Source organism: Aquimarina aggregata (assembly GCF_001632745.1).
GTDB classification, from domain to species: domain Bacteria; phylum Bacteroidota; class Bacteroidia; order Flavobacteriales; family Flavobacteriaceae; genus Aquimarina; species Aquimarina aggregata.
In genome coordinates this window covers 102,356-115,594 of the sequence record NZ_LQRT01000004.1, presented here as the reverse complement: position 1 = coordinate 115,594, position 13,239 = coordinate 102,356, and the positions used below count along the sequence as shown (strand labels likewise).

14 protein-coding genes and 1 riboswitch are annotated in these 13,239 nt (G+C 32.3%); of the genes, 5 read left to right on the top strand and 9 right to left on the bottom strand.

What is annotated here, in order from left to right; genetic code table 11:
* Positions 1-86: 86 nt before the first annotated feature.
* Genes cobC through AWE51_RS07805 form a run of 5 tightly spaced genes read right to left on the bottom strand, consistent with a single transcriptional unit; the run spans position 87 to position 3,273 of the window.
* On the bottom strand, positions 87-614 hold the full coding sequence (cobC, locus tag AWE51_RS07825) for an alpha-ribazole phosphatase (protein ID WP_066311883.1): 528 nt from the start codon (positions 612-614) through the stop codon (positions 87-89).
* Positions 596-1,360 carry an adenosylcobinamide-GDP ribazoletransferase gene (locus AWE51_RS07820; protein ID WP_066311880.1) on the bottom strand — a complete coding sequence of 255 codons (765 nt, stop codon included), beginning with the start codon at positions 1,358-1,360 and terminating at the stop codon, positions 596-598. Before AWE51_RS07820 ends, cobC begins: the two co-directional genes overlap by 19 nt.
* Positions 1,361-1,390: 30 nt before the next feature.
* Positions 1,391-1,702 (bottom strand): hypothetical protein, encoded by a 312-nt coding sequence (locus tag AWE51_RS07815; RefSeq protein ID WP_066311877.1) that lies wholly within the window; start codon positions 1,700-1,702, stop codon positions 1,391-1,393.
* A gap of 10 nt (positions 1,703-1,712) precedes the next feature.
* On the bottom strand, positions 1,713-2,750 hold the full coding sequence (gene cobT, locus AWE51_RS07810) for a nicotinate-nucleotide--dimethylbenzimidazole phosphoribosyltransferase (RefSeq protein WP_066311875.1): 1,038 nt from the start codon (positions 2,748-2,750) through the stop codon (positions 1,713-1,715).
* A 10-nt stretch (positions 2,751-2,760) separates the two neighbouring features.
* Positions 2,761-3,273: a bifunctional adenosylcobinamide kinase/adenosylcobinamide-phosphate guanylyltransferase gene (locus AWE51_RS07805; protein ID WP_066311872.1), complete on the bottom strand. Its 513-nt coding sequence runs from the start codon at positions 3,271-3,273 to the stop codon at positions 2,761-2,763.
* A gap of 79 nt (positions 3,274-3,352) precedes the next feature.
* Positions 3,353-3,648: riboswitch (cobalamin riboswitch) on the top strand.
* A 77-nt stretch (positions 3,649-3,725) separates the two neighbouring features.
* Between AWE51_RS07805 and AWE51_RS07800 the strand changes: the two genes are divergently transcribed.
* Positions 3,726-5,669 carry a TonB-dependent receptor plug domain-containing protein gene (locus AWE51_RS07800; protein WP_066311870.1) on the top strand — a complete coding sequence of 648 codons (1,944 nt, stop codon included), beginning with the start codon at positions 3,726-3,728 and terminating at the stop codon, positions 5,667-5,669.
* A 69-nt stretch (positions 5,670-5,738) separates the two neighbouring features.
* Here the strand turns inward: AWE51_RS07800 and AWE51_RS07795 are convergent, their stop codons facing one another.
* Positions 5,739-7,247 (bottom strand): S41 family peptidase, encoded by a 1,509-nt coding sequence (locus AWE51_RS07795; RefSeq protein ID WP_066311867.1) that lies wholly within the window; start codon positions 7,245-7,247, stop codon positions 5,739-5,741.
* A gap of 103 nt (positions 7,248-7,350) precedes the next feature.
* The gene (locus AWE51_RS07790; RefSeq protein WP_066311865.1) at positions 7,351-8,739 is read right to left on the bottom strand and encodes a S41 family peptidase; all 1,389 of its coding nucleotides are present in this window, start codon (positions 8,737-8,739) and stop codon (positions 7,351-7,353) included.
* A gap of 133 nt (positions 8,740-8,872) precedes the next feature.
* Between AWE51_RS07790 and AWE51_RS07785 the strand changes: the two genes are divergently transcribed.
* The 4 genes from AWE51_RS07785 to AWE51_RS07770 all read left to right on the top strand — a co-directional run bounded on the left by AWE51_RS07785 (position 8,873) and on the right by AWE51_RS07770 (position 11,073).
* On the top strand, positions 8,873-9,382 hold the full coding sequence (locus AWE51_RS07785; RefSeq protein WP_066311861.1) for an RNA polymerase sigma factor: 510 nt from the start codon (positions 8,873-8,875) through the stop codon (positions 9,380-9,382).
* Positions 9,369-9,803, top strand: coding sequence for a hypothetical protein (locus AWE51_RS07780; protein WP_066311857.1), 435 nt, complete (start codon positions 9,369-9,371; stop codon positions 9,801-9,803). Before AWE51_RS07785 ends, AWE51_RS07780 begins: the two co-directional genes overlap by 14 nt.
* Positions 9,804-9,860: 57 nt before the next feature.
* Entirely contained in the window at positions 9,861-10,397 is a 537-nt protein-coding gene (locus AWE51_RS07775) for a DUF4252 domain-containing protein (RefSeq protein WP_066311854.1), read from the top strand.
* 139 nt (positions 10,398-10,536) lie between these two features.
* Complete coding sequence (locus AWE51_RS07770; protein WP_066311851.1) at positions 10,537-11,073, top strand: DUF4252 domain-containing protein; 537 nt, start codon at positions 10,537-10,539, stop codon at positions 11,071-11,073.
* A gap of 81 nt (positions 11,074-11,154) precedes the next feature.
* Here AWE51_RS07770 and purB read toward each other — a convergent pair whose 3' ends face one another.
* Positions 11,155-12,498, bottom strand: a complete 1,344-nt coding sequence (purB, locus tag AWE51_RS07765) for an adenylosuccinate lyase (RefSeq protein ID WP_066311848.1) — start codon at positions 12,496-12,498, stop codon at positions 11,155-11,157.
* A gap of 167 nt (positions 12,499-12,665) precedes the next feature.
* Positions 12,666-13,217, bottom strand: a complete 552-nt coding sequence (locus AWE51_RS07760; protein ID WP_066311844.1) for an adenylosuccinate lyase — start codon at positions 13,215-13,217, stop codon at positions 12,666-12,668.
* Between the last annotated feature and the right edge of the window lie 22 nt (positions 13,218-13,239).

Genomic DNA, 13,239 nt, shown 5'->3' with positions numbered 1-13,239 from the left:
AATAAAAATACTAAATAGAGACGAGTTCAAGAACAAAAACAAAATTCATAAAAAAGGCGCGGTTAATTTTTAGATGATAAATACTACTACTTGACATCAAGTTCAATGACTTGACCATATTCGATTTTGATATCAAAAGAATCTTTAAGGTGAACCTCTTGAAGGTGCGATAACAAAGCTCTTAATGGTCCTGCATGGGATACAATTACATTTTTTTCGTTAGTAGTTTTATCTAAAGAATAAAAAAAATCTAACATGCGTTGTTGAAGCATAACATATGATTCTCCATTAGGGGTTTTTATGTTTACAAAATCTTTCATCCATGGATCTAGTTCTTTACTATGTATGGCATCCCAAGGTTGCAATTCCCAATCGCCAAAATTTAACTCTTTTAATCGATCATCAAAAATGGTCTCTTTTTTAAATGTTTGTGCTAGCAATTTACATCGTTGTAATGGACTACTATAGACTTTAGAGATTTCTTTAATCGGAATTTGATTATGTATTTTATGAACTTCTGAAGGAAATGAATCGGTTATTCCAAGATCACTTTGACCATAACAAATTCCTTTTTCGATGTTAGGAGTAGTGTGTCTTACCAAATATAATTCCATAGTGCTATTGTTGTAAGATAAAAAACTACTTCACTTAATTGTTGTACTGCGCCTGCGCAGTCTCCTGTTTGCCCACCAATCCATTTTTTGAATTTGACTCCTAAAAACATTTTTGATAAGTACATAGGGATTAGTGTAATGAAAATCCAAGGGTTTTTGAAAAAAAACAATGGAGCGATTCCAAAAAAAGCACTAATTATAAGTAACCTTAAACTCATGCTTTTTGCAGCAGGTTTGGCTTTACTATCTTCTGTATCTCGTACATAAGGGTGTGTATATAATAATGTAGTGGCTATAAACCGACTCAAAGCATGTCCGGATATAAGAAGTAAAGGAATATAAAGCACCTCTGTTTCTCGCAATGATGCAAATTTAATAGACAACATTAATACGATACCTAGTGTACCATATGTGCCTAATCTAGAATCTTTCATAATCAAAAGAATCTTATCTTTAGTCCAACCACCACCAAAACCGTCACATACATCAGCGAAACCATCTTCATGAAAAGCCCCTGTAGCATATATAGTTGAAAACATAGAGAGTAAAAGAGAAACTTCTGTAGAGAATAAAAAAGAAGAAGTATAAAAAACGATGGCTCCGATACTTCCGATTAGTATGCCAACTAAGGGGAAATATTTTGAGCTTTGTTGTAAATAATGTGGATCATGATTTACCCATTTTGGACAAGGTATTCTTGTAAAAAACATTAGAGCGGTAAAGAAAATATGAATTTCTTTTTTCATGACTTATTCAAATATTATATCCAAATTCTTTTATTGTATGGCATATTGCCAAAAAGGAATAAAAGTTAGAATTATCAAAAATACGGCTAAAAGAATTCCAATACTCCCAATTTTATGTTTTTTAAGAAATGAGATTATTCCAAAATAAAGACTTAATAAACCTATACAAATTGTTGTAATGCGATACGTTTTACTTATCGTAAGAATAGTTTTGGGCACTTCTATCGTATTTTCTTTAGGATTAGTTAAGGTTGTCATATGTTCTAGAAGGCTATGATTAAACCAGTAGATAAAATAAAATCCAATAAGGGCAATACTAATAGATAAAATTCCTTGTTTCATTATCCTATGTTTAGTTACCATCAGATACTCCCGCGCTTTCAAAGCTAGCCATGTTATTTAAGAAAGCAACAGCAGATTTGATTATAGGATAGGCTATTGCTGCACCAGTACCTTCGCCTAAACGCATACCCAAATTGACAAGAGGTGTTTTGCCAATATATGCTAGCATTTTTTGATGACCTTGTTCTCCTGATGTATGCGCAAATATACAATAATCAAGTACCTCAGGATGCATTGCATGAGCACCTAGAAGTGCTGCTGTTACAATAAAACCGTCGATAACAATAGTCATTTTGAGCTCTGCAGCTTTTAAAATAGCGCCCGTAATCATTACAATTTCGAACCCTCCAAAGCAGGAGAGTGCTTCTTGAGGTGAAGTAGGATTATGTTTATGGTATACTTCAGATAAGATTTGTTGTTTAATAGTAATGGATTCAGGTTGTAAACCTGTTCCGGCGCCAACACATTCTGCAATTGGAGTATCCGTGAAGTATGACATTAATAGGGACGCGGCAGATGTATTACCAATTCCCATTTCACCGAAACCAATACTATTACAATCGTTATGAAAAATCTGTTTAGCAATATCTCCTCCTTTTTTTAATGCGTTTTCATATTGTACTTTGGTCATGGCTGGAACTTCTTGGTAATTTTGAGTGCCATAATCTATTTTGGCATCAATAAGATCAGAAATCCCATTAAAGTTATGATTAACACCTGCATCAATAATGTGCAGATCAATATTATTTTGGGTACAAAAAACGTTTATTGCGGCACCTTTATTTAAAAAATTATAGACCATTTGTGCTGTTACTTCTTGGGGGTAAGGATTTACTTCTCCCTTTTTAGCAATCCCATGATCCCCTGCAAAGACTGCAATGGTTGGGTTTTTTAAAATAGGCCGATCTGTACCTTGAATTAACCCTATCTGCAAAGCGATCTTTTCTAAAGAGCCAAGAGCACCAATAGGTTTGGTTTTTTGATCTATTTTTGATTGAAGTGCTTCTGCTAGATTTTTATTTGAAACAGATTTAATTTTAAAATCCATGTACGTTTGGTTAGTTATTGTTTTTGATTTCTACAGGTATTCCAGATACCATAATTGTGGCCTTATCTGCATGTTTTGCAATATGTTGGTTCATCCAACCTTGTAGTTCTGTAAATTTTCTACCTACTTCTGTGGTGGCATGAACTCCCATACCAATTTCATTAGATATAATAATGATTGTGGCTTTTTTCTGTAAAAGTTTATAAAACTCTTCTTTAGCCAGTGCCAAAGATTCTTGTACATTATTTTGAGTATCTACAAAATAATTTGTCAGCCATAGAGTAACACAATCAATCACGACAACACTATTCTCTACAATTACTTTAGAGATTTCTTTTTCTTCTTCAATAGAAATCCAACGTTGGTCACGATCAGCAACATGCCTATCTATACGTTGCCGATGATTTTCGTCCCATATTCTAGATGTTGCCAAATAGTAAGGTGTGGGTGACAGTTGCAGGGCTAGATTCTGTGCATAACTACTTTTTCCAGATCGCTCTCCTCCTGTAATGTAATGTAACATTTGCTTTTTTTAAGAAAGCAAAGTTAATTGAATACATTATTTATTTGTTAAAGTAATCTCAATTTCCATAAAATATAATACATTCGCGCAGAATTTTGGTTCTTAACTCTTTGAATAAGAGTTAAGATTAAAAGGGAATCAGGAAAAATATACTGTAAACACTAAACTTGAATTTTTAATTCAATACTCTTAAAACTTGTATAGTAAATTAAAAGACCTGAGCTGTTCCCGCAACTGTAAGCTTAGCCAATTATAGTATTAATTGGTGTTTGTTATAATTCTTTAAACCACTGTATGCACTAATATATGTTAGTTAAACGGGAAGGTAAATAACAAAACGCAAGCCAGGAGACCTGCCTTAATTCGATAAGTCAAACTGTCGGGATAATAGTTTGGGTATGGGTAAACTGCATACTTTTTTCCGGTTATTGTAAAAAATAAGTATTTAAGTAATGAACAAAAAGATGTTTTTTGGAGCAGCATTTTTGATGCTGGGATCTTCGTATTTAACAGGGCAAGAGGCAACGTCTGAAGAGAAGGTTAATGAACTAGAAGAAGTGGTTATTTCTGATTCTAAATTTAATCTAAAACGAGAACAAAGTGGTAAAGTAATCACTAAAATTACTTCGAAAGAATTAGAACGAAGTCAGGGAGAGTCTGTAGCTACAGTACTTACAAGAACCGCAGGAGTATTTATTAATGGTAGCGGAGGTGCTGCCGGACAGAACTTAGGGGTTTATGTTCGAGGAGGAAGAAATCGTCAAGTTGTAATAAGAGTAGATGGCGTGACGGTTAGTGATCCTTCATCTTCTGCTGGAGATTTTGATTTAAGATTATTATCTGTAAATCAAATCAAAGAAATAGAAATCCTAAAAGGTGCATCCAGTACCCTTTATGGATCAGGAGCAGCGAGTGCAGTAATTAATATTACTACAAAAGGAGAGAGTAAAGAAAAGATTGCTGCAAGCTTTCAATCTACAATAGGGACTAATCAATCTCAAGATGATCAAGATTATGATATCAATGAGTTTGTTAATCTAGCTTCTATTAATGGAACTTTAGGAAAAGTAAGTTACTTAACTAGTTTTAGTAATCAATTTGCAGATGGATTGTCTACTGCAGAAGCAGAAGGAGCAGAGACCGATGCTTTTTCAAAATTTAATGTGTATACAAAAGTTGGATATCAATGGAATACCAATTTCAAATTTCATTTTTTTGGAAACTTAGATCAATATACCAATGAATTTGATGCAGGAGCAGGCTTAGATGGAGATAATGAATTTGAGAGTAAACAATTAAGAGCGGGTTCTTTTTGGGAAATTAAATATCCTAATGGTAGTGTTACTTTTACAAATAGTATAGCAAAATTAGAAAGAGATCTTACACAATCAAGTTTTCCTTCAAAGTATGAAGCAGATGTATTTACATTTGATATTTATAACAAATACAAAATTGATAATACATTTTATACGGTTATAGGGGCAAATGGTTCATATAGCGACTTTAATTTACTAAGTATTCCTTTCGGTACTTCAGATCTAGTTGAAACGATAAGTGATGATAATGCAGAGTTTGATATTATTGATCCTTATGCAAATTTTGTTTATGCATCTGATTTTGGACTAAATGTAAATGCAGGAGCTAGACTTAATATCCATAGTGTATATGGTAGTCAATTAGTTTATAATCTTAATCCATCTTATGTACATACATTTGGAAGTAATTATATCAAAGGATTGGCTTCATATAGTTCTGCTTATATAACGCCTTCTTTGTTTCAATTATATGATACAGCATTTGGTAGCGGGAATGTAGACCTTGAGCCTGAAGAAAGCAGAACGTTAGAAGTAGGAGTAGAACTATCTCATGCAAAAAGAGCATTGGTAAGTCTTGTGTATTTTAATCGTACTTCGGAGAATTTTATCACTTTTGACCCAAATACATTTGTAAATTTAAACTCAGTCAATGATATAAAGGTAGATGGTGTAGAATTAGAATTATCAGCTACAGTTTTAGATGACAAGTTGTTTATAAAGAGTAATTATACCTATACAAATATTGGTAAGTTAGATGATAACATTAGAATTCCTGAGCATATGGTTAATGCAAATATAGGGTATCAATTAAACGACAAGACCTATACCTCTTTAAATTACCAATACAATACCGAGCGATCAGATAATGATTTTTCTAACCCAGACCCTATTACTTTTGCCCCAGCACAAGTGACTCTGGATAATTTCGGATTATTAGATTTTTATATTAATCATAAATTGATGGATAATTTAACCGTATTTGCGGCATTGAATAATATAACGAATGAAGAATATCAAGAAGTTTTTGGATTTAGTACAAGAGGAAGAAATGCAAAAATAGGATTTAATCTTACTTTTTAACGATAAGAATTAAGTATAAAAAAAGTCCTGAGCAAAACTCAGGACTTTTTTGTATTTAAAAATTGATGTTTATTCTTTCTCTTCAAAAGTAGAGAAAGGAATATTGTCAATATACATTCTTTGATAAGAACTACTATTCATTTTACTATTTCCGATTAATTCAAATTGTATTGTGCCTTGTTTTTTTGTTGCTAATGCTGCTCCATTAACAATATATTCTAATGCTGTATTAAGAAAGGGTTCATTTGATTCTCCAAGAGTGCCCATGTTTTGAAAATCTTCACTGAATCTTACTAGTGGTGTTAGTCCATTAATAAAATCAGTATTATCATCTTTATTTGATATTTTACTAATCAGTGGTTGAAGAGCATAGGTGTGATCAGGATTGGCTCCTTCACGATTTAAATCTCCAGAATCATAAAGTGTTCTAGAGGCTTGAAATTTTCCACTTGTTTCAGTTCCAATCTGAATAACATCTATATATGAAGAAAGACTATTAATAACCAATTCACTTGCTGATGCACTACTTCGTGAGGTTAAAATATAGATCTTTTGAAGTCCTAAGGAATTTATTGGCTCCTGAGTATTGTTATCAAAATCAGTGATTATATTATCTAAAAATCTATCATTTAAAAACTCATCTGCATTGTCTTGATTACTTACGATATCTAATATGTCCTGATTGTATATACTTTTGGCAAAAATCTGTCCTGTGTAGTTACCTGTGATCATACTTGATAATGCCACAGCAGTATATACAGAACCTCCTCCATTATAACGAAGATCAAGAATTAAATCAGAAATCCCATCATTTTTAAAATTAGCAAAAGCATCATTCATTTGTTTATTAAAACCAAAAGTAAAACCATTATACATTAGATATCCTATTTTTTGTCCCCCATATTCAATGTTTTTTGCAATAAATATTGGATTCTCAGTATATTCAGTTTTAATTAATGTAAGGTTTTTTGTTGGAACAAGAGCACCATTTTCTATTACATTAAACTCCACTTCATAACTATCTAAACCAAAAAGTAGACTCCTGTAATTATCAAGGTTAAGTTGCGTTCCATTTATTCTAGTAAAAATATCACCTCTCGATACTCCTTTTGACTCTGCATCTGTGCCTGGTAATACGTATCTAACAAATCCAAAAATATCATCTGTATTAACAATTCTACCAAGGTCAAATTCCATTCCGTTATTTTTACTTGTTCCACTAAGATTTTGTTCTAGAGCTATATAGTCATTAACAATACGGCTAAATCGATCTTCTTGTACGCCTTGTAAAATGTTTTTAGTTAGTAAATCATCGAATAAATTTTCAGGTGAGTCATAGGTACTAAGAAATTTTCTATATTCATTGGTATTATCTATTTTACTATCTTGAAGATTTGGAACATCATCTTTGTATAAATACCAAAAATTCATGGCTCTCCAGACAAAAGAGTCAATGTTTTCATCATCATTTTGAATAGATACTGGATTTGGATCTGGAGCATCATCATCACTAGAGCAAGAGACGAGAAATAAAAATGTGAATACTAGTACTGCGGCTCTAAATATTTCCTTTTTCATTGAGTTATGTTAAAATGTGTTACTTTTTTAAGCTAAAATACTCTTTTTTTTGAGTATTCTTAGAGTTTTAAGAACTGCAACAAGAATTATACCAGTATAATATTTATTTGTACATAAGTTCGTAATCAGGGTTTAACATATTACTATTACCCAAACTTTCTAGTTGCTCTGTGAAATACGCTTTTGCATTTCTAGTACCAGAAATATTATCTATTGCGGCTTTTAAAAGAGGTTCGTTAGGATCGCCAAGAATGCCTAGATTAGAAAAATCTTCTGCAATTTCTATTTCAGGTGTAAACCCGCTGAAGTAATCTGTGAAACCTACAGAATTAATAGACCTAAGTACCAATGGTTGCATTGCATACCTATGCCCAATATTTGCTCCTAATCGCCTAAAATTTGGCGAATCATATATAGTTATTGAAGCTTGAAATTTACCTCTAGAAGTTGATCCTACTTGGATAACATTGATATAAGGGTCTAATCCATTTATAACAAGTTCACTAGCAGATGCAGAACCCCTAGTGGTCAAAATATATACCCTAGATAACCCTAAACTGCTAATATCCTCACCATTTCTAATTCGATTATCAAAAAGATTGGTACTTCCACGTTCACCATTTAAGTCTGCGTTCCATTCTTCTGTAGAAAAAACTTGACCATTAAACTGTCCTGTAATCATACTTGATAAATCAATAGCAGAAGTTACAGAACCCCCACCATTATATCTTAGGTCTAAGATTAAATCCGTTACATTATCTGCTTTGAGTTGTGTAAAAGCAGCATTTAATTGAGAATCAAAATCGGCTGTAAAGCCGTTATACATTAAATACCCTACAGGGTTGCCACCAACATCAATAGTTTTTGTAATAAAAACAGGGTTTTCGGTATACTGCACTTTTGTAAGAGAGATTGTATTGGTAGTTGGTGTGACTGTAGTGCCATCAAAAGTAGCTAATCCAATTGTATAGTTATCAGGAGCTATTAGTTGTCTAAAGTTTTGTCGAGTGATCTGTGTACCATCAATAGTATTAAAAACATCTCCTCTTTTGACTCCTTTATCCTCTGCATCAGTATTAGGAAGAACATAACGCACATATCCAAAAACATTAGTATCATCATTTGGATAGCCCACTAGACCAAATTCCATTCCATTATTTCGCGTAATTCCATCAAAAGACTGTTCTAGAGCAATATAATCACTTACTAAAAAACTAAATTCGTCTACACCAGATTGCAATGCATCAAAAATAGCTTCAGGCGAATTAAACCCATCTAAGAATGTAGTGAAAGCCTGATCAGAAGAAAAACGATTATTTGCTAAATCAGGAACATCGGCTTTGTATAAATAAAAATTATTCATACCTCTCCATATAAAACTATTAATTTCGGTAGTGCTTGATATTCTTAATACATCATCATTATCATTAAAGCATCCAGAAAGGAAACTACTACACAGAAACAATATTGTAAAGGACTTGAGGTATTTCATAATGACTTCTCTTAACTATATAGCGCTAAAAGTAACTACTTTATTATTATTTTAAAAAAGATTGTAACAAATTATATGTATAGTCGTCTCCCTAGTATAAAGCTGACAAAGTTTTAATGCAACCAACCAAAAAATGAAAGAAAGAGTATTTATAACACTAACTAATGGATTTAAGGACAAACTATTTAGGTTGGCTAAGCGTTTATTGGTAAGTAATGAAGAGGCTGAAGATGCAACACAAGAAGTATTGCTAAAGCTATGGAAAAATAAAAAGAAGATAGAAGAGTATAAGAATGTAGAAGCCTTTGCTATGACGATGACTAAAAATTACTGTTATGATAAGCTTAAAGCAAAAGAAACTGGAAATCTAAAAATTGTACATAGTAATTATAAGGATGAAAGGCCTTCGTTACAAAGACAAGTAGAAGCTAAGGATAGTTTAGATTGGGTTGGTAAAATTATGAATGATCTGCCAGAACAACAACGAATGATTATCCAGCTTAGAGATATAGAACAATATGATAATGCCGAGATTGCAGATATGCTTGGCCTAAATGAAACAGCCGTTCGAGTAGCATTATCAAGAGGAAGAAAAAAAATTAGAGAAGAATTATTAAAAAAACACAATTATGGAGTTGTCTAACATAGAAAAATTACTCGAAAAGTATTTTGAGGGTGAAACGACCATTTCTGAAGAAAAAGAATTAAAGGTTTATTTTACCAGAGAAACTGTGCCGTCACACCTCGAGAGATATAGAGATTTGTTTCAGTATTTTTCTGAAGAAAGCACCATAACTGCTACTAGGGATCTAAAACTAAAAACTCGTAACAGACCTAAGTTTGCTTGGGTTGGCATGGCGGCATCTATCGCTTTGATTACAGGCTTGTTTTTAACAAGAACTAATCCGCCTCCTGAAAAAGTAGATACGTTTGAAGATCCAGAAATAGCATTGCAGGAAACCAAAAAGATCCTCAGTATGGTTTCTCAATATATGAATGAGGGTAAGCAGGGGTTAGTGTACCTGAAGGAATTTGAAAACACTAAAAGTAAATTTATAAAATAGAAACACAAACACAAACAACGATCTCGATTAACTTCGAGGTAATTTAAATTAAGAAATATGAAAAAGTTAGCAATTATTTTAGTACTGGCTGTATTACCATATGTGTCTAATGCACAAAGTTATTTTGATAAATATGAAAACATGAGTGACGTTACCTCTATGGTGATCACCAACAAAATGTTTAAACTATTAAGCAAAATTGATTTCGAAAGTTCTGATAAAGAAACTCAAGAATATCTAAACTTGGTAGAAAATATTAATAATATTAAAGTATTTATCACAGATAATAAAGAGGTAAGTCAGAAAATGCAAGGAGACGTAGGAAACTACTTAAAAAGTTCTTCTTTAGACGAATTGATGCGTGTTAAAAGTGATGATGGTGAAAATATAAAATTTTATATAAAGCCAGGTAGTACCGATGACTATGTAAGTGAGTTATTTATGTATCTAGAAGGAAATGATAAAAAAGATGGTCCAGAATCTATCATATTAACCATAACAGGAAAAATAGATCTTAGACAAGTATCAAAATTGGCAGATGATCTTAATATCCCAGGTGGAAAAGAATTAAAGAAGGTTAAAAAAGGAAATTAATCACTAGTATTTAAAAAACTACTATCATTTTAAACGAAGTCATTACTAACCGGCTTCGTTTAAAATAGTAGTAGATTATAGTAACATCAATCAAAAACGATCAACCAGCCTTATCTAATTAAGGCAAAAAACCAAAAGAATGAAAAATGTATTTAAAACTTTAGGCCTTGTAGGTTTATTAGCTTTTGCAAGTTGTAATAGCGATCAAACATTACAAGAATATTTTGTTAATCATCAAGACGATAATGATTTTATAGCAGTAGATGTTCCTACAAGCCTATTAGATAAAGATGAGATAGAACTAAGTGCAGATGAAAAGGAGACGTTAGAAAGTATTAAGAAAGTAAATTTTTTAGCATTGAAACTTAATGACGATTTAAGAGGTAAGTTTGATAAAGAAACTGCTGCTATTGGTAAAATATTAAGCTCAGACAAGTATGAGACGTTAATGAAATTTGGTTCTAACGGGACTAAAGTAGAATTAAAGTTTCAAGGAGACGAAGATAAAATTGATGAGGTAATCGTATTTGCTAACGATCAGGAAAAAGGACTAGCACTAATACGAGTTTTAGGAGATAATATGAAACCTGCAAATATTGCAAAACTAGCAAAGTCTATGGAAAAAATGGATCTAAGTGCTTTTAAGCAAATTGCAGAAACTATAGATATAGATTAATATAGATGGTTATAGTTAAACATAAAAAAGCCTCTACTAAATTTTAGTAGAGGCTTTTTTAATGTTTTTATGTCTCACAGATTAAATCCCTGTATAATTAGAAGGATTTATCTGTTTTAGTTCTGCTTTGATCTCGTTAGAAACCTCTAAAGTTTCTATAAAATCAGCGATAGATTTCTCGTTAATAGCTTCATTGGTTCTGGTTAACCCTTTTAATGCTTCATAAGGGTTAGGGTAGGCTTCTCTCCTTAAAATAGTTTGTATTGCTTCGGCAACTACCGCCCAATTATTTTCTAAATCTTGTGCAAACTTGCTTTCGTTTAATAACAATTTGTTTAAGCCTTTTAATGTAGCTTGAAATGCAATGATAGTATGTCCAAAAGGTACTCCAACATTTCTAAGTACAGTACTGTCTGTTAAATCACGCTGCAATCTACTTACAGGTAGTTTGGCAGCAAGGTGCTCAAAAATAGCATTTGCAATACCTATATTACCTTCACTATTTTCAAAATCAATAGGATTCACTTTATGCGGCATTGCCGATGAACCTACTTCGCCTTTTTTAATTTTCTGCTTAAAATAATCCATAGATACATACGTCCAAATATCACGATCTAGATCAAGTATGATGGTGTTAATGCGCTTTAAGCCATCAAATAAGGCAGCCATATGATCATAGTGCTCAATCTGTGTAGTAGGAAAAGAGTGATGTAAACCTAATTTTTCTTGAACAAAACGAGTTCCAAAAGCTTTCCAATCGATATTTGGATATGCAACTTTATGTGCATTGTAGTTTCCTGTTGCACCACCAAATTTTGCAGCACTAGGGATATCATTTAATAAATCAAATTGTGCTTCTAGTCTGGTAACATATACTTGTATCTCTTTACCTAATCTAGTTGGAGAAGCTGGTTGACCATGTGTACGGGCAAGCATTGGGATATTAGACCATTCTTTGACCAGAGTGGTTAATTTATCTTTTAATTCTAAATATTGAGGAATATACACATCACCTATAGCTTCTTTAATACTTAAAGGAATAGCCGTATTGTTTATATCTTGAGAAGTAAGACCGAAATGAATGAACTCCTTGTGTTCCTGTAACCCGAGGATGTCAAACTTTTCTTTGATAAAATATTCTACGGCTTTTACATCATGATTCGTTACTTTTTCAATATCTTTTATAGCCTGAGCGTCATTTGTAGAAAAACCTGTGTAAATAGCTCTTAATTTTTCAAAAACAGCATTGTCAACACCTTGCAGTTGGGGTAATGGCAATTCGCAAAGCGCAATAAAATATTCGATTTCTACTAAAACACGATACTTGATTAAAGCTTCTTCGCTAAAATATGCACTTAAAGATTGAGTTTTTGATGCATAGCGTCCATCAATTGGTGAGATGGCTTGCAAAGGAAATGATGACATAATTTTTTGTTTTTTGAAAGGGGCAAAGATAATTTAATTAATTACCAATTACGAAGGACTCGTAATGATTTTTTGATGAAATTAGATGCCTATGTCTTGAATATGAATCAAGTCAATAAAATTAATCTAGAAGATAAAAGAACTCATTAAATCTAATATAGTCGAAACTACAACTTTTTTAAAATCATTCTTGATCGTGCTTTATAGGCGGCACTGCCTTCATTGTAGTTATTTTCTAAAGTAACTTTAAGTTCAGGATGTACCCAATCAAATTCTGTACCTAGCAAATACAGTGATGTTATAGAATATGCTTTAGGAGCTACTTTCTGATCTGTGATTAACCAATCAAAACAAATTTCAGTAATGTTTTCTCTATGTTGCCGAGATAATGCTTTTCTAACCGCTATTGATTTGTCTTTATAATATGAGATACATAAATATTCAAAAATTTTGGCCATTGGGCGCACTGCAGGATGTTGATATACTGATGGTACAATGGTAATAAGTTCATCTAGGTAGGGTAGAATAACGTTTAAATTCTTTTTTGATAAAAATTCTAAACCCCAAGACGCTCTGCACGAGATTTCATGATCAACTTCTGCACAAATCTCTAAAAGTTCAGGTAGTAATTCTGGAGAATCAAGAATTAAATTTGCAAAGTAATTTCTTTTTTCACGAGAATGATTAACGGTATCCAGTACATCTTTTAATACGATCATTATAATTTGATAGTTGTTCAAA

Coding starts and splice junctions, on each gene's coding strand:
- cobC (WP_066311883.1), bottom strand. CDS start 614: ATGGAATTATATTTGGTAAGACACACTACTCCTAACATCGAAAAAGGA.
- AWE51_RS07820 (WP_066311880.1), bottom strand. CDS start 1,360: ATGAAAAAAGAAATTCATATTTTCTTTACCGCTCTAATGTTTTTTACA.
- AWE51_RS07815 (WP_066311877.1), bottom strand. CDS start 1,702: ATGAAACAAGGAATTTTATCTATTAGTATTGCCCTTATTGGATTTTAT.
- cobT (WP_066311875.1), bottom strand. CDS start 2,750: ATGGATTTTAAAATTAAATCTGTTTCAAATAAAAATCTAGCAGAAGCA.
- AWE51_RS07805 (WP_066311872.1), bottom strand. CDS start 3,273: ATGTTACATTACATTACAGGAGGAGAGCGATCTGGAAAAAGTAGTTAT.
- AWE51_RS07800 (WP_066311870.1), top strand. CDS start 3,726: ATGAACAAAAAGATGTTTTTTGGAGCAGCATTTTTGATGCTGGGATCT.
- AWE51_RS07795 (WP_066311867.1), bottom strand. CDS start 7,247: ATGAAAAAGGAAATATTTAGAGCCGCAGTACTAGTATTCACATTTTTA.
- AWE51_RS07790 (WP_066311865.1), bottom strand. CDS start 8,739: ATGAAATACCTCAAGTCCTTTACAATATTGTTTCTGTGTAGTAGTTTC.
- AWE51_RS07785 (WP_066311861.1), top strand. CDS start 8,873: ATGAAAGAAAGAGTATTTATAACACTAACTAATGGATTTAAGGACAAA.
- AWE51_RS07780 (WP_066311857.1), top strand. CDS start 9,369: ATGGAGTTGTCTAACATAGAAAAATTACTCGAAAAGTATTTTGAGGGT.
- AWE51_RS07775 (WP_066311854.1), top strand. CDS start 9,861: ATGAAAAAGTTAGCAATTATTTTAGTACTGGCTGTATTACCATATGTG.
- AWE51_RS07770 (WP_066311851.1), top strand. CDS start 10,537: ATGAAAAATGTATTTAAAACTTTAGGCCTTGTAGGTTTATTAGCTTTT.
- purB (WP_066311848.1), bottom strand. CDS start 12,498: ATGTCATCATTTCCTTTGCAAGCCATCTCACCAATTGATGGACGCTAT.
- AWE51_RS07760 (WP_066311844.1), bottom strand. CDS start 13,217: ATGATCGTATTAAAAGATGTACTGGATACCGTTAATCATTCTCGTGAA.